The 19,428-nt window shown below is 42.0% G+C and carries 20 protein-coding genes and 1 other annotated feature; of the genes, 19 read left to right on the top strand and 1 reads right to left on the bottom strand.

The window, feature by feature from the left end; genetic code table 11:
* Nucleotides 1-575: 575 nt before the first annotated feature.
* The 19 genes from C7E02_RS12250 to C7E02_RS12165 all read left to right on the top strand — a co-directional run bounded on the left by C7E02_RS12250 (nt 576) and on the right by C7E02_RS12165 (nt 18,859).
* Complete coding sequence (locus tag C7E02_RS12250) at nt 576-1,073, top strand: DNA-deoxyinosine glycosylase (protein WP_005339087.1); 498 nt, start codon at nt 576-578, stop codon at nt 1,071-1,073.
* A gap of 276 nt (nt 1,074-1,349) precedes the next feature.
* A complete protein-coding gene (locus C7E02_RS12245; protein WP_105309685.1) occupies nt 1,350-2,153 on the top strand; it encodes a protein-ADP-ribose hydrolase in 804 nt (267 codons plus the stop codon).
* Nucleotides 2,154-2,214: 61 nt separating this feature from the next.
* A complete protein-coding gene (locus C7E02_RS12240; protein ID WP_005339085.1) occupies nt 2,215-3,159 on the top strand; it encodes an AEC family transporter in 945 nt (314 codons plus the stop codon).
* 221 nt (nt 3,160-3,380) lie between these two features.
* Nucleotides 3,381-4,952, top strand: a complete 1,572-nt coding sequence (locus C7E02_RS12235; RefSeq protein WP_105309684.1) for an AAA family ATPase — start codon at nt 3,381-3,383, stop codon at nt 4,950-4,952.
* A 61-nt stretch (nt 4,953-5,013) separates the two neighbouring features.
* Nucleotides 5,014-5,415: a hypothetical protein gene (locus C7E02_RS12230; RefSeq protein WP_105309683.1), complete on the top strand. Its 402-nt coding sequence runs from the start codon at nt 5,014-5,016 to the stop codon at nt 5,413-5,415.
* 282 nt (nt 5,416-5,697) lie between these two features.
* Nucleotides 5,698-5,924, top strand: a binding site (T-box leader).
* A 211-nt stretch (nt 5,925-6,135) separates the two neighbouring features.
* Nucleotides 6,136-8,790, top strand: coding sequence for a valine--tRNA ligase (locus C7E02_RS12225; RefSeq protein WP_105309682.1), 2,655 nt, complete (start codon nt 6,136-6,138; stop codon nt 8,788-8,790).
* 15 nt (nt 8,791-8,805) lie between these two features.
* Complete coding sequence (locus C7E02_RS12220; protein ID WP_105309681.1) at nt 8,806-10,959, top strand: LTA synthase family protein; 2,154 nt, start codon at nt 8,806-8,808, stop codon at nt 10,957-10,959.
* Nucleotides 10,960-12,279 (top strand): bifunctional folylpolyglutamate synthase/dihydrofolate synthase, encoded by a 1,320-nt coding sequence (locus C7E02_RS12215; RefSeq protein ID WP_105309680.1) that lies wholly within the window; start codon nt 10,960-10,962, stop codon nt 12,277-12,279.
* Complete coding sequence (locus C7E02_RS20100) at nt 12,273-12,407, top strand: hypothetical protein (protein WP_005332466.1); 135 nt, start codon at nt 12,273-12,275, stop codon at nt 12,405-12,407. The genes C7E02_RS12215 and C7E02_RS20100 overlap by 7 nt, the downstream gene beginning before the upstream one ends.
* Nucleotides 12,408-12,452: 45 nt before the next feature.
* On the top strand, nt 12,453-13,841 hold the full coding sequence (locus tag C7E02_RS12210) for a tetratricopeptide repeat protein (RefSeq protein WP_105309679.1): 1,389 nt from the start codon (nt 12,453-12,455) through the stop codon (nt 13,839-13,841).
* Between the two features lie 422 nt (nt 13,842-14,263).
* A complete protein-coding gene (locus C7E02_RS12205; protein WP_005332457.1) occupies nt 14,264-14,575 on the top strand; it encodes an STAS domain-containing protein in 312 nt (103 codons plus the stop codon).
* Nucleotides 14,576-15,031, top strand: coding sequence for an anti-sigma F factor (gene spoIIAB / locus C7E02_RS12200; RefSeq protein ID WP_005332456.1), 456 nt, complete (start codon nt 14,576-14,578; stop codon nt 15,029-15,031).
* The gene (gene sigF, locus C7E02_RS12195; RefSeq protein WP_022278747.1) at nt 15,010-15,744 is read left to right on the top strand and encodes an RNA polymerase sporulation sigma factor SigF; all 735 of its coding nucleotides are present in this window, start codon (nt 15,010-15,012) and stop codon (nt 15,742-15,744) included. The genes spoIIAB and sigF overlap by 22 nt, the downstream gene beginning before the upstream one ends.
* 128 nt (nt 15,745-15,872) lie before the next feature.
* A complete protein-coding gene (locus C7E02_RS12190; RefSeq protein WP_242978813.1) occupies nt 15,873-16,178 on the top strand; it encodes a hypothetical protein in 306 nt (101 codons plus the stop codon).
* A complete protein-coding gene (locus C7E02_RS12185) occupies nt 16,165-16,839 on the top strand; it encodes a stage V sporulation protein AA (RefSeq protein WP_105309677.1) in 675 nt (224 codons plus the stop codon). The genes C7E02_RS12190 and C7E02_RS12185 overlap by 14 nt, the downstream gene beginning before the upstream one ends.
* Nucleotides 16,799-17,221 carry a stage V sporulation protein AB gene (locus C7E02_RS12180; RefSeq protein ID WP_029731209.1) on the top strand — a complete coding sequence of 141 codons (423 nt, stop codon included), beginning with the start codon at nt 16,799-16,801 and terminating at the stop codon, nt 17,219-17,221. The genes C7E02_RS12185 and C7E02_RS12180 overlap by 41 nt, the downstream gene beginning before the upstream one ends.
* Nucleotides 17,222-17,329: 108 nt before the next feature.
* Nucleotides 17,330-17,788 carry a SpoVA/SpoVAEb family sporulation membrane protein gene (locus tag C7E02_RS12175; protein ID WP_029731210.1) on the top strand — a complete coding sequence of 153 codons (459 nt, stop codon included), beginning with the start codon at nt 17,330-17,332 and terminating at the stop codon, nt 17,786-17,788.
* A 220-nt stretch (nt 17,789-18,008) separates the two neighbouring features.
* Complete coding sequence (locus C7E02_RS12170) at nt 18,009-18,323, top strand: PadR family transcriptional regulator (protein ID WP_005339073.1); 315 nt, start codon at nt 18,009-18,011, stop codon at nt 18,321-18,323.
* Nucleotides 18,323-18,859 (top strand): DUF2812 domain-containing protein, encoded by a 537-nt coding sequence (locus C7E02_RS12165; RefSeq protein WP_022278741.1) that lies wholly within the window; start codon nt 18,323-18,325, stop codon nt 18,857-18,859. Before C7E02_RS12170 ends, C7E02_RS12165 begins: the two co-directional genes overlap by 1 nt.
* Nucleotides 18,860-18,870: 11 nt before the next feature.
* Here C7E02_RS12165 and C7E02_RS12160 read toward each other — a convergent pair whose 3' ends face one another.
* Nucleotides 18,871-19,398 carry a helix-turn-helix domain-containing protein gene (locus tag C7E02_RS12160; RefSeq protein WP_105309676.1) on the bottom strand — a complete coding sequence of 176 codons (528 nt, stop codon included), beginning with the start codon at nt 19,396-19,398 and terminating at the stop codon, nt 18,871-18,873.
* Between the last annotated feature and the right edge of the window lie 30 nt (nt 19,399-19,428).

Here is a 19,428-nt window from a genome sequence, read left to right as displayed (position 1 = left end):
ATCACTTTTTAAAGTTTACGTGGATATTATAGCTTTTTTACAAAAACTTTACAAATAGATAAAGTTAATAATAAACATATAATTATAGACAAAATCGATTGAAATGTAGAATTAATAGAAAATATGCGAAAAAATGTGGATATTCTCAATTAATACATTCTAAAATAAAGAAAAATTAATAAAAAATATAGATGAAAAACTCAAAGTAAGTGTATTTATGACAAGCCGATGAAACGAAATGTGAATAAATTGTTAATACAAATCATGCAGACGAAAAAACAAACAACATACAAGTAACATATGGATAAAAAGGAAAACAGAGTGACTGGTACAAGAAATTATGCTATGATTAGGGACGAAAAAACGTAGATTTACAGAGGTGCGCAGTAGAACTATGTTATACATTTGCATGATATAGCCTCCGGCAGGGAGCACATTGTCCGGTGGACAATGGTTTTGCGCCGACCGAAACGGAGTGTAGACTTGCAGAGGTGCGCAATAGAAGTATGTCATGCAATTGCATGACGCGCACCTCGCAGTAAAAATGTCAGAGTATGCGTAAATGGAGTTGGATTATGGAAGTAGAACATGTAACACATGAATTTAAACCAATTTATAATAAAGAATCTAAAGTTTTGATGCTTGGAACGATGCCATCCCCAAAATCCCGGGAAGTAGGATTTTATTACGGGCATCCAAGAAACCGGTTCTGGAAGGTATTGTCAGATGTATGTGGAGAGGAAGTGCCGGAGACTAAGAAAGATAAAATTACATTTGCCTTGCGCAATCATATCGCAGTATGGGATGTACTGGCAGGCTGTGAGATTCGGGGAGCAGATGACAGCAGCATCCGTAATCCAAAACCAAATGACATGAATCTTATCCTAAAAGAAGCACCAATACAGGCAATTTTTGCAACAGGCCAAAAAGCAGCACAACTGTACAGACGCTATTGCTACAAAGATACGGGCATTGAAATCATCTGCCTGCCTTCCACAAGCCCTGCGAACTGCCGGGTGAGCTACGAAGAACTATATGAGGCTTATTCAGTGATACAAGAATACATTAGATAGATAATTATATATAGGTACAAAATGAAAACTTACTATTCAAGTCGAACATCCGTGAGACTTGGCGCGTGATTCTGGTCAGAGAAGCTGACATATTCCTATCAGAATCACTGCGCATCCTCGCGGAGCGTTTATCTCAGTCGGAGACCTAACTCCCACTGAGACAAATTTGCTATTACTCACCACCTGAAGAGGTGGGAGTCTTCTCGACTGAGATAAACAGGCTAAGGTAGATTTGGAATTAGGAGGTTGAATATTTATTTTAACAGGAGGAAGCTTATGACACGTGAGCAAAAAGTCAGCACGTTAATACAATATCTGAAACAGGAAAATCAAGGCTATGCCAGTATTCCGGATCCAATCGATGAGGGAGAACAAAGACGTCTTCTTCGAAGCCTCATGAATGTCCGTTATCCGGGACATGCATCAGCAGAATATGAAAAATTGCAAGATGAACTTTTACAGGAAGAAGCAGAGGAAAAAGGAATCGTGACATGCAACGATATTCCAGTAATCGAGCAGGAATATCCATGCTCAGAGATCAAGAACAGTGACCGCATTTCCCTGTGGCGCGGTGACATTACAAGACTAGGCGTAGATGCAATAGTAAATGCAGCGAACAGTCAGCTTCTCGGCTGTTTTGTACCATGTCATGGCTGCATCGACAACGCCATTCACTCGGCGGCAGGAATTCAGCTTCGTAATGAATGTGCAGAAATCATGGCAGAACAAGGACACGAAGAACCGATAGGAAAAGCAAAGATTACAAAAGGTTACAACCTTCCGGCTAAACATGTCATACATACAGTAGGACCAATTGTCGGACTGGCAGTAACAGAAAAACAAAAAGAGCAGCTAAAAAACTGCTATCTCAACTGCCTGAAAGTGGCAGAAAAATCAAGTTTAAAATCCATAGCATTTTGTTGTATCTCAACCGGAGAATTCCATTTTCCCAATAAACTGGCAGCAGAAATCGCAGTAGACACGGTCGACCGGTTTTTAACAAAAAACAGCATCGAACGTGTGATCTTTAACGTGTTCAAAGAGCAAGATTTTAATATATACAAGAAACTTTTTTGTTAGCGGTACCGGGGTTTTTTTGAAAAAACCCCGTCCCCAATTGGATTTTATCTGGAGGTTGTAGATGGATAATTTATTTTTTTGTTTAAATGCGACAGGTCCTATATTCTTAATGATGATCCTGGGACTTTTTTTTCGTCATATAGGCTGGATGGATGAGGAGTTTGCCTCGAAAATGAATAAATTCGTATTTAAAGTGCCGTTGCCGTTATTATTATTCGGGGATCTTGCGACAGTAGATTTTTCGGAAGTCTGGAATGTAAAATTTGTTATATTCTGTTTTATGGTAACCTTGATCTGCATTATAATTTCAGCGGGAATTTCCTGTCTTTGGAAGGATAAGTCTATCCGTGGGGAATTTATTCAGGCTTCTTATCGAAGCAGCGCGGCGCTTCTTGGTATTGCATTTATCCAAAATATTTATGGAAATGCGGGTATGGCGCCAGTCATGATCATCGGCAGTGTCCCGCTTTATAATATTATGGCGGTTGTTGTGCTGTCCTTTTTCAAACCGGGACAGAGCAAGATTGATAAAGAGGTACTAAAGAAAACATTAAAAGGAATTATTACCAACCCGATTATTATTGGAATTGTGATTGGACTTCTTTGGTCGGCATGCCGTCTTCCATTTTCCGGAATCCCGGCGAAGACGGTGACAAGTATTGGAAACATGGCAACTCCGATGGGACTTATGGCAATGGGAGCGACCTTTGATATCCACAAAGCTTTCGCGAAAGCCAAACCGTCTATTGTGGCGGCTGTTATGAAGCTTGTCGGATTTGCGGCAGTCTTTCTGCCAATCGCAGTCGGGCTGGGATTTAAGAATGAAGAAATCGTTGCAATCCTTGTTATGCTCGGATCTGCGACGACTGTAAGTAGTTATGTTATGGCAAAAAATATGGGACATGAAGGTGTCCTTACTGCCAGTACAGTAATGCTTACCACTATGTTCAGTGCATTCACATTGACCGGGTGGCTGTATATATTGAAAACTTTAGGAATCGTGTAATAAAGAAGCTGAATTTCGCTCATGAACATTCCGCGCACGAAACATTCCGATGAGCCGAAAACAGTAATCATATTCAGCAAGTGCCGGCAGGCAAGAATACGCCTAAGTAGCGACCGCTCCAGAGTACCTTCTAAGGAAATATCTCATTTTTAATATGTTTGTGTTTTAGGAGAAGATAGGGTACAATTAAGATTAACAACGAAGAATTGGAGGGCTTTTGTATGGGGATTTATTTGAATCCGGACAGCAGTAAGTTTGAGGAAGCTGTGAATTCAGATATCTATATAGATAAGACAGGATTGTTGACTTACACCAATTCTGTTTTGCATACGATGCAAAAATACATTTGTATTAGTCGTCCAAGACGCTTTGGGAAATCTATTGCGGCAAATATGTTGACAGCATATTATAGCCGTGGCTGTGATGCAGAACAATTGTTTTCACAGTTTGAAATTTCAAAGGATATGGATTTTAAAAAGTATCTGAATCAATACGACACGATTTCTGTAAATATGCAGGAGATTTTGAGCAGGAGCCATAATGTCTGTGAATTGATTAGCCGATTTGGCAGACTTATCATTCGAGATTTAAAAAATGAGTATCCGGATGTGGATTATTTTGATGATACAGATGTTATAGAGTGCATGCAGGATGTATACGCGCAGAAAAAACAGCCATTTATCATTATTATAGATGAATGGGACTGCATTTTCCGAGAATATAAAGAAAATAAAGAAGCTCAGGAAAAATATCTCGATTTCCTAAGAGATTTGTTAAAGGATAAGGCGTATGTTCATCTGGCGTATATGACAGGAATTCTTCCGATAAAAAAATATGGAACTCATTCAGCTTTAAATATGTTTGATGAATTTTCTATGATAGATCCGGGACCGTTGGCGAGATATGTTGGATTTACGGAAAATGAAGTGAAGAAACTGTGTGAACAGTACCAGATGGATATGGCAGAGATAAAGAACTGGTATGATGGATATTCCTTTGAAAATGGAATCTCTATTTACAGTCCGCGTTCCGTGGTAAATTGCATGCGATTTGGAAAAATCGGAAATTACTGGAATCAGACAGAAACATTTGAAGCGCTGCGAATTTATATAGAGATGAATTTCGAAGGGCTAAAAGATGATGTCATAAGTATGATTGCGGGAAATGCAGTACCGGTAAATACAGGAAGCTTTGCCAATGATATGTCAACATTTCACACAGAAGATGATGTCCTGACACTTTTGATACATTTGGGGTATGTATCGTATGATTATGATAATAAGACTGTAAAAATTCCAAATGAAGAAGTAAGAACTGAGTATGTGAACAGTATATCTGCTTCAACATGGGGTGAAGTATCAAAGGCATTGAAAGAGTCAGCGGACACATTGGAAGCAATCTGGCAGAAACGGCCAAAGCAGGTAGCAGAAGCCGTTCGGCAGGCACATTTTGAAACTTCTCACATTCAGTACAATGATGAAAATGCATTAAGTTATACAATTTCACTCGCATTGTATGCTGCAAGAAATTTTTATGTGATTCACAGAGAGTTGGCAGGAGGAAAAGGATTTGCAGATCTTGTTTTTCTTCCGCGAAAAAAATTTCCGGAAAAACCAGCAATTGTAGTAGAACTAAAATGGGATAAAACTGCAGAAGGAGCCATTGCACAGATAAAGAATAAGGAATATTGCAGAAGCCTTGAAGAATATGAAGGAAATATTTTATTGGTAGGTGTGAATTACAATAAGCAGACAAAAGAACACGAATGTGTCATAGAAGAGTATGTAAAATAATTGTGGAAGCATAAAGAAAGCTAAAGTTGTAGACAGCATAAAATCCGGGGAGGGATACCTTATGAAGAAAATAGCATTTATCATATGTTGTATTTTAACTTTATCCTTAGCAGCTTGCAGTAACAGACAGGAAAATCCCCAGATTAGTAAGTGGGATTGTTCCGTCAACTGTGCAGAACAATCAACTTCCAACAAATATGTGATTACCTACTCTGATGAAAAATTAACATCACAGACAGGAGCACTGACCTTCTATAATGGCAATGAATTTGAAATTACCATACATCTTATTAATAACGGCGAAGAAGAACGGAGAGAAACAATCCCGGCAGGCGGTTCAACCTGCTTAAAACAACTCAAAGAAAATATAGAGTACATCGTAGGAATACACGCAGATGTCACAGAAGATATGCCTATTAAACTGACAGCTTATGACGGAGAAAAGACGGACGCTGAACCATAAAATGATTATATGATACATTTTTAAGGTAGTAATAAAAGCTTTTGCATAACAGATTTTTGAAAAATAATGGATTTACTATTGAGTAGTGGGTATCAAAAAAAATAAAGCATCAAAAGAGTCTCAAGAAAGCATTGAGTTATTTTCGCAACAATAGAAAACACTCAGCTTTCGAGAGCCCCTTTTGATACGGTCTCTTAAGGTTTTCTGAAAATTCCCTAAAAACCTTGACAAACAGGGCTTCTGTGGCTATGATATTTTGTAGTTTCATGGTTGATAAACCAGTTAAATGCGTTGAAAAAGAGGAGTATGCATAAGTCGTTCTGACAGAGAGAGATGCCCATTGGCTGCGAGGCACTTGAGAATAGAGATGCAGAAGGTAGCTTTGGAGCAGGAACGCTGAAGTCACAGTAGGCGGTCCCGGAGTCGTTCCCGTTAAAGAATAGGATGAGATGTATAGAGGAGTTTCTTCTATATAATAAAGGTGGTACCGCGAATCAATCGCCCTTTGTGAGAATAAAGGGCGTTTTTTTATAATTAAGAAATGCATTTCCTAACTATAAAAAAGCCTCCGGCAGGATGCGCACTGCGGCGTACAATGATGGTACCGCAAGCGGCCGCCGCAGGCTCCAGAATGTGCTGGGGCACATTCTATATTTTGCCCTGAAATGCGAAAAATGTGTGAAAACACGAACCAGGAAACACATATTTGAGGAGGAGACTATGAGTCAGAATTTGGAGAAAACTTACAATCCGAAAGAGATTGAAGACAAACTGTACCAGAAGTGGTGCGAAAATAAGTATTTCCACGCAGAAGTGGACAGAAGTAAGAAACCATTTACAATCGTAATGCCGCCACCGAATATTACCGGTAAGCTTCACATGGGACATGCTCTTGACAACACGATGCAGGATATCCTGATCCGCTACAAGAGAATGCAGGGATACAATGCACTGTGGATTCCGGGAACAGACCATGCGGCTATTTCTACAGAAGTAAAGGTTACCAATCAGTTAAAAGACGAAGGTATTGATAAAAAAGAACTTGGCCGTGAGAAATTCTTAGAAAGAACATGGCAGTGGAAAGAAGAATATGGCGGAACTATCACATCACAGCTTAAAAAGATGGGTGTTTCCTGTGACTGGGACAGAGAGCGTTTCACAATGGACGAGGGATGTTCTGAAGCAGTTGAGAAAGTATTCTTGAACCTTCATAAAAAAGGATTCATTTACAGAGGGTCCAGAATCATCAACTGGTGTCCGGTATGTAAGACTTCCCTGTCTGATGCCGAGGTAGAGCATGAAGAGCAGGACGGATTCTTCTGGCACATTAAGTACCCAATCGTAGGAACAGACCGTTTCCTTGAGATTGCAACAACACGTCCGGAGACTCTTCTGGGAGATACTGCAATTGCAGTTCACCCGGATGATGAGAGATATAAAGATATCGTTGGAAAGATGTGTAAGCTGCCACTGACAGACCGTGAAATTCCGATTGTTGCAGATTACTACGTAGACAAAGAGTTCGGAACAGGTGCTGTTAAGATCACACCGGCACATGACCCTAACGACTTTGAAGTTGGAAAACGTCACAATCTGCCAGAACTTAACATCATGAATGATGATGCTACGATCAACGAGAAGTATGGTGGAAAATATGCAGGCATGGATCGCTACGAAGCAAGAAAAGCTATGGTAGAGGATCTGAAAGAGCAGGGATATCTTGTAAAAGTTGTTCCACATTCTCATAATGTAGGAACTCACGATAGATGTCATACAACGGTAGAGCCAATGATCAAACAGCAGTGGTTCGTAAAGATGGAAGAGCTTGCAAAACCAGCCATTGAGGCGATCAAGAATGGTGAGCTTAAGTTTGTACCAGAGCGTTTTGATAAGATTTACCTGCACTGGCTTGAGAATATCCGTGACTGGTGCATATCCAGACAGATCTGGTGGGGACATAGAATCCCAGCCTACTACTGCCAGGATTGTGGAGAAGTCGTAGTAGCTTCCGAAGCACCGGAAAAATGCCCACATTGTGGTTGTACACATTTTAAACAGGATGAGGATACGCTGGATACATGGTTCAGTTCTGCGCTTTGGCCATTCTCAACACTTGGCTGGCCACATGAGACGGAGGATCTTGACTATTTCTATCCAACGAATGTACTTGTAACTGGATACGACATCATTTTCTTCTGGGTTATCCGTATGGTATTCTCAGGATATGCACATACAGGAAAGGCACCATTTAACACAGTACTGATACACGGACTTGTTCGCGATTCTCAGGGACGCAAGATGAGTAAATCACTTGGAAATGGTATCGATCCTCTGGATGTTATCGATCAGTACGGCGCAGACGCACTTCGTATGACACTGATTACAGGAAATGCTCCTGGAAATGATATGCGTTTCTACAACGAACGTGTAGAGGCAAGCCGTAATTTTGCAAATAAAGTATGGAATGCTTCCAGATATATTCTTATGAATATGGAAGGAAAAGAGATCACAGAGCCACAGGCAGAGGATCTGGGACCTGCAGACCGCTGGATTTTATCTGCATGCAATAATGTGGTAAAAGATGTAACAGAGAACTTAGATAAGTTCGAGCTTGGAATTGCACTTTCCAAGATTTATGACTTTATCTGGGACGAGTTCTGTGACTGGTACATTGAACTTTCAAAATATGCAATCTACCACGCAGACGAGAATCCGAAGAGTGCGAACGCTGCACTTTGGACATTGAAGAAAGTTCTTGGTGACGCACTGAAGCTTCTTCACCCATACATGCCATTTGTTACAGAGGAAATCTACAGCAAACTGGTTCCAGAAGAAGAGTCCCTGATGATGTCAAGCTGGCCGGTATATGAGGAAAAATGGAATGACGCAGAGAATGAAAACATTCTGAACCATTACAAAGAAATCGTAAGAGGTGTCAGAAACATTCGTTCCGAGATGAATGTTCCAAATTCCAGAAAGGCAACGATCTACGTTGTATGCGAGGACGAGAAGCTCTCAGCCGGTCTTGCAGTATTAAAAGAGTCTGCAATGATGATGGCATCTGCCGGAGACTTCATTGTACAGGCAGACAAGAGCGGTATCGCAGACGATGCAGTGTCTGTAGTAGTTCCGGATGCAACCGTTTATGTGCCGCTTGAGGAGCTGATCGATTTTGAGCAGGAAAAAGAGCGTCTTACAAAAGAAGAGACTCGCCTGAATAAAGAGATTGCACGTTCCAACGGCATGCTGAATAACGAGAAGTTTGTAAGCAAAGCACCGGCTGCAAAGGTACGGGAAGAGCGTGAGAAACTGGAAAAATATGAGCAGATGCTTGCTCAGGTCAAGGAGCGTCTTGCAGGATTACAGAAAAAATAAATGTAAGGGGATATTATGAAAAAGCTGCGAAAGGAAGAGGTTATAGCATACTGGAAGGAACGTAGAGAGCGAAGGGCAAAAATACTGGAAGAGAGAAGAAATGGTGCATTTGCGCAGAAGATGAAACCTGTCTATCAGTTTATGAACCGGTTTTCTCTGATATTTCACGCGCTTTTAGCATGTCTGATCAATTTTGCAATTGAGGCAATTTCAAGACATTCACTTGTTCAGGCATGGAGCTATATGACACAGACACCACTCGTCTTCCTTTACAATGCATTTATGATATTTATGACATTTACGGTGGTATACCTGTTCCGGCGAAGGGTGTTCACAAGAATCATTATCGGTGTACTTTGGATGATTCTTGGAATCTGTAACGGTTACATGCTGATGAAGCGAGTGACACCGTTCAATGCCCAGGACCTGAAGGTAGCAACCGATGCGGTCAGCCTGATCAACAATTATTTCAATGGATTTGAGATCGTGATCGTATTGGTGGGAATTGCAGCGGTCGTTATATGGCTGATTTCCATGTGGCGCCGCGGTGGTCAGTATGGAGGGAAAATGCACCGGCTTCTGGCAATTGCCGGAGTGGCTGTATGTGCCATGCTATTCAGCTTCACAACAGATCAGGCAATTGATAAGCGAGTGCTTTCCACATACTTTGGAAATATTGCATTTGCCTATGAGGATTACGGACTTCCGTACTGCTTTATGTCCAGTGTATTTAATACAGGAATCGATGAGCCGAATGATTATAATGAGGAGACTATTGATCGGATTACGAATAACGGAGAAATGGCCGAGAATAAAACAGGGCGTGCCTCTGATGATCTTCCGAATATCATTGTGGTTCAGTTAGAGTCCTATTTTGATGTAGATGAGGCGGAATTTTTCACAACAAGCGAAGATGCATGCCCGAATCTGCATGAGATGTACAAGAATTATTCTTCCGGATATTTCAAAGTTCCGTCTGTAGGAGCCGGAACCGCGAATACAGAGTTCGAAGTGCTGACAGGAATGAATATGCGTTTCTTCGGACCTGGAGAGTATCCGTATAAAACAGTTGTCAAGAACCAGCCATGTGAGAGTGCTGCAACAGCTCTCTCAGCACTGGGATACGGTACTCATGGACTGCACAATAACGGAGGTAACTTCTACAGTCGTGCAAAAGTCTATGATCATATGGGATTTGATAGTTTTACAAGTAAAGAGTTTATGAATATTCTTCAGCTTACGCCAAATGGATGGGCAAAGGACGAGGTTCTGGTAGACAATATTATGGAAGCTATGGATACGACCGAGCAGCAGGATTTCGTATTTACCGTCAGCGTGCAGGGACATGGAGATTACCCGGAGGAGCAGCTGATTGAGAATCCGAAGATCAAAGTAGAAGGTATCGATGACGAAGCAAAGAAGAATAAATGGGAATATTATGTAAACATGGTCTATGAGATGGACCAGTTTGCAGGAGATCTTGTGAAAGCAGTGGAAGATCGTGGAGAACCGGCAGTTGTCGTATTCTACGGAGACCATTTACCGACTATGGGACTTACCGCAGAAGATTTAAAGAGCCGTTATCTCTATAACACAAATTATGTGATCTGGGATAACATCGGACTGGAACAGCAGGATAGAAATATTCCGGCTTATCAGCTAATGGCGGATGTGATGAACCGCCTGGATATTCATTCCGGAACATTGTTCAATTATCATCAGCAGAGACAGAATTCCAAGAATTACCTGTCAGACTTAGAGCTTCTCCAGTATGATATTCTGTATGGCAAGCAGTATGTTTACAAGGGAAATCCGCCGATTACGGAAGGTCATATGGAAATGGGTGTGAAGGACGTTACGCTGACGAACATCGTTCCGTATCTGGAAAAAGGCTACAGCCTGTATGGCGAGAACTTTACGAAGTCAAGTAAGGTTTACGTCAATGGCGAGAAGCAAAAGAGTACATTTTTAAATAATACACGAATCGTTCTTCCAAGCACAGAGCTTAGCGAGGGAGATGTTATCACTGTCAGCCAGGTAGGATCCAGCAATACAATCTTCAGAACGACGGACGAATACATTTACCAGGGCGGACAGCTTGTAAGGCAGGAAGGAACAGGAACGGATACAACAAAATCCTGGACAGAACAGGAAAACGAGGAAAAATAAATGAATAGTAAGCCTGTTAACTACAAGGAGGCAGTCGAGTATATCGAAAGCATTCCGAAGTTTACACAAAAGCACACGCAGGAGCACACAAAAGAGTTCTTAGAGCGGCTTGGCAGACCGGCATTTGACCGGAAGGTGGTACATGTGGCAGGAACCAATGGCAAAGGTTCTGTGTGTGCATATATTCAGGCAATCTTAGAAGCTGAGGGGAAGAAGACGGGATTTTTTACTTCCCCTCATCTTATATCTATCAACGAGCGGATTCAGATAGGAAGAAAGCCGATTGACAACGAAGAATTTTATCAGGTCTTTGAGCATGTCTATGATGTCGTGAAAAAAATGGAAGAAGAGGGAATTCCGCATCCATCTTATTTTGAATTTTTATTTGGCATGGGACTAAGTGCATTTGAAAAATCTGATGTAGAATATATTGTTCTGGAGACAGGACTGGGGGGAAGACTGGATGCAACCAATGCATTTCCGTGTCCGGCGCTGACAGTCATTACATCGATCAGCCTGGATCATACCATGATCCTCGGGAATACAATAGAGCAGATCGCAGCAGAAAAAGCAGGGATCATCAAAGAAGGAACGCCGGTGATTTTTGACGGAAATGATGAGGCAGCTGCCGAGATTATCCGAAATACGGCGAAAGAGCATCATGCGCCATGTCGGGAAATCGGGAAAAATGCGTTCGAAATCCGGGAAGTTACCCGCAAACATATTGCATTTTCACGAACAAATGCTTATCATAAAGATGTTATCTGGCAAGTGCCGATCTGTGGTATCTATCAGGTGAAAAATGCAGAGATTGCAATCGAAGCAGCCCAGTGTCTGCTTGGGAATAAACCAGAGCATGAAGAAATGTGGCGCGATGCCGTTGCTAAAATCCAATGGCAGGGACGTATGGAAGAATGCGCAGACCATTTTATCATTGACGGAGCCCACAACCCGGGAGCAATCGAAGCGTTTGTGGAAAGCGTTCGTGCACTGAAAGAGGAAGAACCGCCGATTCTCATATTTTCAGCGGTATCTGATAAAAAATATGAGCAGATGATAGAATATCTTTGCAGACATTTGCAGACGAAAGCGTTTGTTGTGACAGAGATTGAAGATAAAAGAAGAGTTCCGGCTGGCGAACTGGGGGAGATTTTTAAGCGATATGCAAGGTGTCCGGTGTATGTGAAGGCTGATGTAAAAGATGCCGTAGCATGTGCCGATGAGATGCGTACCAAAGAGACATACATTTACTGTATTGGTTCTCTTTACCTGGCAGGAATGGTAGAAAAGGCGCTACAGGAGGTGGAGACGTCATGTTAAATTACGAAGAAGAACTGAAAAAATTCCAGCCAAGCCTGGAAGTTGAAGATATTGAGGAAGCAGTATACAGAGAAGACCTGACGGATATGCAGGACATTATCCGCGAAGCAGTAGAGCAGACGAAGTAGTAATGAGTCGCGATACAGATAGAAAATAAGAGGGAATATAAATATATGGACTACACAGTGAAACTAGCGTACCAGTCTAACTACTGGTACAATGACGGACTGGCAAAAGCCCAGGTAAGGGATATGTCCGGTGCGATTACATCACTGAAGAAAAGTCTTCAGTATAACCGGTCGAACCTGGCCGCCAGAAATCTTCTGGGACTTGTCTACTACGGGCGTGGAGATGTGATCGAAGCGCTGGTGGAGTGGATCCTCAGCAAGAATTTTCAATCAAAAGACAATATAGCCAGTTATTTTATCAGCAAAGTACAGGAGACGCCGGGAGAACTGGAAGAGATCAACCAGGCAGTCAAACGATACAATCAAAGTCTGGAATATGCAAGACAGGGTGGAGAAGATCTTGCAATCATCCAGTTAAAAAAAGCAGTAGCAGCACACCCGACTTACGTCAAGGCATACCAGCTTCTGGCATTGCTTTATATTAAGACCGAGCAGTATGCCAGTGCGAGACAGATACTCAGGAAAGTACACAGACTGGATGCAACAGATGAAAAGACAATCCGTTACATGCATGAACTTACCGAGATAAGAAAAGAACGTCCGATGAGTGTCAGGCAGTCTGCAAAAAATCAGCAGAAAACGGTTAAATACCAGCTTGGAAATGAAAGCATTATTCAGCCGGTGCCGACCGGGATTAAAGAAAAGGCCAGCATTCACACGGTTGCGAATATTGCAGTCGGTGTATTGGTCGGTGTTGCAGTGATGTGGTTTTTGATCATGCCGGCGATTCATTCGTCAGAGAAAAAAGCATTGAATAAGCAGACCGTTTCATTTAGTGATCAGATCGCAGAACAGAAATCCCAGATCAGCGCACTGAAGACAGAACTGGAAACTTATCGGGCCAGCAGTGAAGAGACAGAAAATGCACAGGCAACTGCAGCTTCAACACAAGACAGCTATGAAGTCGTCATGAATATTGCAGAGCATTATAAATCCGAAGATATGAGTAATGCTGCCATGGCAGAAGAACTTATGAAAGTCAATGCAGATTCTCTTGGAGCTGTCGGAAGAGCAAAATTCGATGAACTGACCGGAAAGATTTATCCGGATGCCTGCAAAAAGCAATATAGAGCCGCAAAAGAAGCTTACGATTCAGGTGAGTATGATACAGTGATTTCCAGTCTCGAGACAGTTATGCAGATGGATGAAAGCTACAACGATGGTGCAGCGATGCTCCTTCTGGCACAAGGTTACGAGAAAAAAGGTGATCAGGATAAGGCCAACACGACTTATCAGAAAATCATTGAAACCTGGCCGGACACCGATGTAGCCACCCAGGCACAGCAGGCGCTCGACGCTCAGAGCGGAAATACTGACAACAGCGACAGCAAAAAATCCGGCGACACCAAAAAAAACAGTGACAACGATAATTAAGAAATAGCTTTAAACAATTAGAAAAATAACTAAATAAAACCAAACTTACAAGAGAGGATACGTTAACCCACGTACCCTCTTTTTTGACATTTTTGATAATTATTATAGGCTGCATATAGAAATTGCGACTGTGCGGATTCCTATAAGGCAGCTAAAGCTTCACACACGTAGAGGCAAGAAAATATGTTTTTATAAAGCTAAAGTATATTCGCGATTAGCCAGTACATTCAGCACCTGAAAATCATATAGTTCACAAAAAGGTACTCTGGAGCGGCCGGTACTTAGGCGGTGTCCTTTGGCGCCTTATGTACCGCTGCCAGCGGAAGGTAGTGCGAACGTGCCTTTGGTGAACTATATGATTTCCAGGTGTGTAGAATGGAAAAAGTATAGAAACAAGATTTATAAAAAAAGGAGGCCGAAAATTGAAATATCAAGTACAGGAAAACTGTCTCACAATTTTTCTCCCCCACGAACTGGATCACCACAATGCGGAGGAAATCCGCCGGGAATCCGACCATCTGATCATACGAAATCATATCCGTTACATCATATTTGATTTTGCGGAGACAGATTTTATGGACAGTTCGGGGATTGGAATGATCATGGGACGTTACAGACAGATTTATATGCTGGGCGGAGAAATCTGTGCAGCCCACGCAAATGAGCGTGTCAAAAAAATATTAACCATGTCCGGTGTGACAAAAATAATGGAAATCATAGAGGAGGATCAGTAAATGGATCACACGAATGAAATGCAACTTATCTTCGACAGCCGTTCCAGCAACGAATCATTTGCCAGGGTGACGGTAGCAGCATTTATGACATCGCTTAATCCGACAGTGGAGGAAGTATCTGATGTAAAAACAGCAGTGTCGGAAGCTGTGACAAATGCAATCATACATGGATATGAAGGAGAAGTACATAATATCTGTATCCGGTGCAGAACGAAAGAACAGACGCTTTTTGTGGAAATTGAAGATTTTGGAAAAGGTATCGAAGATGTTGAAAAGGCAATGGAACCACTTTTTACAACAAAAGCGGAAGCGGAACGATCCGGCATGGGATTTTCCTTTATGGAAGCATTTATGGACAGTCTGGAAGTGGAATCAACGCCGGGCAAAGGGACACTTGTAAAAATGTCGAAAATCATCGGAAAAGGAAGGAAAATATGGACCACACAATCGCTCTGATTCAGAGATCCCACGAAGGAGATGAAGAAGCAAGAGCACGATTGGTGGAGGAAAATGCAGGACTTGTCTGGTGTATAGTGAAACGTTTCCATAACCGGGGTGTAGAAACGGAAGATTTATTTCAGATTGGAAATATCGGTCTGATTAAAGCAATCGACAAATTTGACCTGAGCTACGATGTGAAATTTTCAACTTACGCTGTGCCGATGATTTCCGGTGAAATCAAACGTTTCTTACGGGATGACGGCATGATAAAAGTCAGCCGTTCTTTAAAAGAACTGGCGTACAAAGCATATTTGTTGAAAGAAGATTTACAGAATCAGTGGGGGCGTGAACCGACTGTGAGAGAACTTTCAGAGCGTCTGGGAGTCGAGCAGGAGGAATTGGTCATGGCACTGGATGCAGGCGGAGACGTCGAGTCCTTGCATAAACCTATTTATCAAAAAGACGGACAGGAAATCCGTCTCATGGACAAGCTTGAGGAAAAGAGCGAAGAACATGAGCAGGTTCTGAATCATATAGTTCTGACGGAACTTCTTGGAGTGTTGAATCAGGACGAAAAAAGACTCATTTATCTGCGCTATTTTGCGGAGCAGACCCAGTCCCAGGTCGGACGCGAGCTTGGAATTTCACAGGTTCAGGTCTCAAGAATGGAAAAGAAAATACTCGGACAGCTTAAAAATGCATATTTTCATGGAAAGCCGACATACTAACATTTAAATAAAGAGTTTCGCAAATATTTCATTTAGCATAGGGAAAGAGACGACGATAACTGCAATGGATCCAGTGTGGAAATGAATGGAACTATGGCGAAAGAAAGTGTAAGAAAGGTGTGAAAAATGTGCAGGAACAATTAGAAAAAGCGAGAAAAAGACTTAGAATCTGCCTCATTGCGGTAGTGATTCTGGCAATAGTGGCAGGCTGTGCGTATTATTTTGGCGATTTTGGCAAAGAGCGAGACGTGACGGAAGGAACGCTGGTGAGAGGCGCGCAAGATGCACAGGGAGATGTAAGGGTTCTATATAGCTCCAATACGACTAAGATAGATACATCTATGCCATATAGTGAAAATATGTCAAAGACAGAGGACTGGGGACGGAATTTAACAGCTGGGGTGTCGGGAGGTTCTGTATATGGCTGCCAGTAAAGAGACTGTTTATATAAAGGCAGACCGGAATGTGGAAGTCACGGATCCGTGTGTAAAATTAGGGGATATTCTGTCCATGGAATGTGCAAATCCGACAGTTCTGCCGAAGCTTAAGACAATCAAACTTCTGCGGTTTCATGGAGTTGATAAAAAGACACAAAATCGTGTCGCGGTTTCCATTTTGAAAGTTATCGAATGTATACATGCAGAATATCCGGAGATTGAAGTTCAGAATCTGGGTGAGCAGGACTTTATCATCACTTATGAGGAACAGCAAAGCGTGGGCGGTGTCTGGCACATTTTAAAAACAAGTCAAGTTGTACTGATTAGTTTTATGGGGGCGGCGTTTTCCATTATGGCATTCAATAATGACGTCGGTGTGACAAAAATGTTCAGTCAGATTTATGAACTGGTAACAGGAACAAAAAGTGATGGATTTACAGTGCTGGAATTTACGTACAGTATCGGAATTGCCATTGGAATTCTGACATTTTTCAATCATTTTGGAAAGAGGAGATTTTCCGTAGATCCAACTCCGATAGAAGTGGAAATGCGTCTGTATGAGAATGATCTTCAGACGACTTTGATTGAAAACATTTCCAGAAAGGAGCAGGAAGTAGATGTGGGCACAAAATATCCTACTGGCAGTCATCGGTCTTAGTGCAGGTGTGATCGTAGCCAGCGGACTTTTTTCATTTGTCATTGAATTAGGTGTTGTGTCCGATTTTGCAGACCGCACCCACACAGGCGAACACATTTTGCTCTACGAGGACAGCGTGGCGCTGGGTGGAATACTGGCGAATATTTTCTGGGTGTTTCACATATCCATACCCGGTGGGAATATATTGGCAGCAGTGTTCGGGATTCTTAGTGGAATATTTGTGGGATGCTGGGCGATGGCACTTGCAGAAATGTTGAATGTATTTCCAATCTTCATCCGGCGTATGAAGATCATAAAAAGCGTACCATATCTCATACTTGGAATCGCAGTCGGAAAGACTGTGGGTGCGCTTTTGTTTTTTGCAAATCACTGGGGACAGTAATAATGCCGAGGCATTCTTGAAAGAATACTTTGCCGTTCAAAGGCAGGGACGAATCGAAAAAAGCGTTCATTGACAGGAAAGTCATGTGGAAAAAGAAAGGAGAGGAACATGGATAAACAAAAGCAACAGGAAGCATATAAGAATTACGTCAAGCAGAAGACGCCGGTACACAATCTGCCACTCAATATGCTCAAAGCATTTATTACAGGAGGCATTATCTGCACAATTGGACAGGGCATTTTGAATTATTGCAGGCACCTTGGAATAGAAAAAGACATCAGCGCAGGCTGGACTTCCATGATTCTGATTCTCTTAAGCGTCTTGCTCACTGGATTTAACATTTATCCGCAGATCGCAAAATGGGGCGGCGCAGGAGCGTTGGTTCCGATTACCGGATTTGCAAACTCCGTGGCGGCACCGGCAATCGAATATCAGAAAGAAGGACAGGTCATGGGAATCGGCTGCAAGATATTTACCATAGCAGGTCCGGTGATATTATATGGAATCTTTTCAAGCTGGGTACTTGGAGTGGGGTATTGGATATGGAAGATTTTGAAAGTGGTGTGAAAATTTTTTTAGATAGCGGACAGCAAGTCTCCAAAAGGAGCCGATAAAGGAGCTAAAAAAGAGCCAAAAAGGAGCCAAAAAGGAGCCGATAAGAGAAGTGTAAAAAGATGATAAGTTATGGGGAGTAGAAATGCTCCTCGTTTTTTTATTGACACATATATCACGGTGCGATATACTAACTATATCGAAGTACGATGTATCGCACTGAAAGGATTGAATTATGGACGCACATATTAAAAAGGTTTATGTTCCGATGACGGAGACAGGATTTTACATCTTGTTATGCCTGCGCTCTCCGAATCACGGGTATGGAGTTGTACAGAAGGTAAGAGAAATGACAGACAATGAAGTGGTACTCGGTCCGGGAACCATGTATGGAAGTTTGTCAAAGATGGAAAAGGACGGATTGATTGAATTCGTAAGAGAGGAAGATAAGCGCAAGATTTATCAGATTACGGAGCTTGGAATGGAAGTACTGGAACTGGAGCTGAAACGGATTCAAAGATTGTATCGCAACGCACAGGAGGTATTGTAATGAGTGAGACAAAAAAGGAACTTCGCTGGTTTTCAATTATGGATTATGAAAAAGAAGCCCGTTATCTGAGCAGAATGCATCAGAAAGGCTGGAAATTCAAAAGAGTAACAATGCCTGGAATCTATACATTTGAAAAATGCGAGCCTGAGAAAGTGATCTATCAGTTGGATTATAATCAGGAAGGCATGAAAAACCAGATGGAATATGTGAAAATGTTTGAAGACTGCGGCTGGGAGTATCTTCTGGAATTTGCAGGATACAGTTATTTCAGAAAACCGGAAGCACAGATGTCCAGGGAAGAAGAGATATTCTGCGATGATGAATCGAGACTGGATATGATGAACCGGATCTTCCGGGGAAGAGTAATTCCACTGATTGTGATTTTCTGCTGTTTGGTTGTGAATGGATACAATGCTATGGCAGGACACGGAGGATATGTACTTGCAAGTGTGTTTAGTATATTAATGATTTTGTACATTGTTACCTTTTTACAATTCACATTAAAATACATTTCATTTCGGCGGAAGATAAAGTAGATGTATAGTTCTTACTTTCCATGTTTTTTCAACCGTTCTTTTTCTTCCCGCAGCAGTGTGACATTCAGATCATTTTCGCTGGCGGTTTTATCCACCCAGAGATTCAGGGAATCTACGGCGAGGGAAATCTCATCCAGCTTCTGGCTGATAAATGCGAAATCTTTAATCTCGTCATCGGAGATTTTCCCGTCTCGGGCAATCTGGATCAGTTTGCCGGTGAGTGGATTGATTTCATTGAGACAGGCAATTGTCTCCAAGATAATATTGGAGAGTTCGCCGACTTCCACTTCCGGAACGTAGCGCTGCCCGATGGCACATTTATGGGAGCAGTAGTAATTGCAAAGATCCGGGCGTTTGTAGCAGTCCGCCATCTGCACGACGTCGTAAGGAGTCGGCTCCTGTGTTTCGTATTCAATTTTTTCAATCCGGGAGGAAGAAACTCCTGCCATCAGCTCACTTGCTTTCTCGCGGGTGAGTTCTTTTTCTTCCCGGCATAACTGATAGATTGTCTTATTTTCACGCGTTGATTGTTTCCCCATAATTTATATAAATCCTTTATCAAAATTTGT

The sequence above is a fragment of the Dorea sp. Marseille-P4042 genome, assembly GCF_900290215.1.
Classification (GTDB): Bacteria; Bacillota; Clostridia; order Lachnospirales; family Lachnospiraceae; genus Dorea; species Dorea formicigenerans.
The sequence above is the reverse complement of the archived record's forward strand: the minus strand, read 5'-3'. Positions and strand labels throughout refer to the sequence as shown.

Bases quoted from the DNA above. Each gene is read 5' to 3' on its own strand.
- C7E02_RS12250 (WP_005339087.1), top strand. From the start codon at position 576: ATGGAAGTAGAACATGTAACACATGAATTTAAACCAATTTATAATAAA.
- C7E02_RS12245 (WP_105309685.1), top strand. From the start codon at position 1,350: ATGACACGTGAGCAAAAAGTCAGCACGTTAATACAATATCTGAAACAG.
- C7E02_RS12240 (WP_005339085.1), top strand. From the start codon at position 2,215: ATGGATAATTTATTTTTTTGTTTAAATGCGACAGGTCCTATATTCTTA.
- C7E02_RS12235 (WP_105309684.1), top strand. From the start codon at position 3,381: ATGGGGATTTATTTGAATCCGGACAGCAGTAAGTTTGAGGAAGCTGTG.
- C7E02_RS12230 (WP_105309683.1), top strand. From the start codon at position 5,014: ATGAAGAAAATAGCATTTATCATATGTTGTATTTTAACTTTATCCTTA.
- C7E02_RS12225 (WP_105309682.1), top strand. From the start codon at position 6,136: ATGAGTCAGAATTTGGAGAAAACTTACAATCCGAAAGAGATTGAAGAC.
- C7E02_RS12220 (WP_105309681.1), top strand. From the start codon at position 8,806: ATGAAAAAGCTGCGAAAGGAAGAGGTTATAGCATACTGGAAGGAACGT.
- C7E02_RS12215 (WP_105309680.1), top strand. From the start codon at position 10,960: ATGAATAGTAAGCCTGTTAACTACAAGGAGGCAGTCGAGTATATCGAA.
- C7E02_RS20100 (WP_005332466.1), top strand. From the start codon at position 12,273: ATGTTAAATTACGAAGAAGAACTGAAAAAATTCCAGCCAAGCCTGGAA.
- C7E02_RS12210 (WP_105309679.1), top strand. From the start codon at position 12,453: ATGGACTACACAGTGAAACTAGCGTACCAGTCTAACTACTGGTACAAT.
- spoIIAB (WP_005332456.1), top strand. From the start codon at position 14,576: ATGGATCACACGAATGAAATGCAACTTATCTTCGACAGCCGTTCCAGC.
- sigF (WP_022278747.1), top strand. From the start codon at position 15,010: ATGGACCACACAATCGCTCTGATTCAGAGATCCCACGAAGGAGATGAA.
- C7E02_RS12185 (WP_105309677.1), top strand. From the start codon at position 16,165: ATGGCTGCCAGTAAAGAGACTGTTTATATAAAGGCAGACCGGAATGTG.
- C7E02_RS12180 (WP_029731209.1), top strand. From the start codon at position 16,799: ATGTGGGCACAAAATATCCTACTGGCAGTCATCGGTCTTAGTGCAGGT.
- C7E02_RS12175 (WP_029731210.1), top strand. From the start codon at position 17,330: ATGGATAAACAAAAGCAACAGGAAGCATATAAGAATTACGTCAAGCAG.
- C7E02_RS12170 (WP_005339073.1), top strand. From the start codon at position 18,009: ATGGACGCACATATTAAAAAGGTTTATGTTCCGATGACGGAGACAGGA.
- C7E02_RS12165 (WP_022278741.1), top strand. From the start codon at position 18,323: ATGAGTGAGACAAAAAAGGAACTTCGCTGGTTTTCAATTATGGATTAT.
- C7E02_RS12160 (WP_105309676.1), bottom strand. From the start codon at position 19,398: ATGGGGAAACAATCAACGCGTGAAAATAAGACAATCTATCAGTTATGC.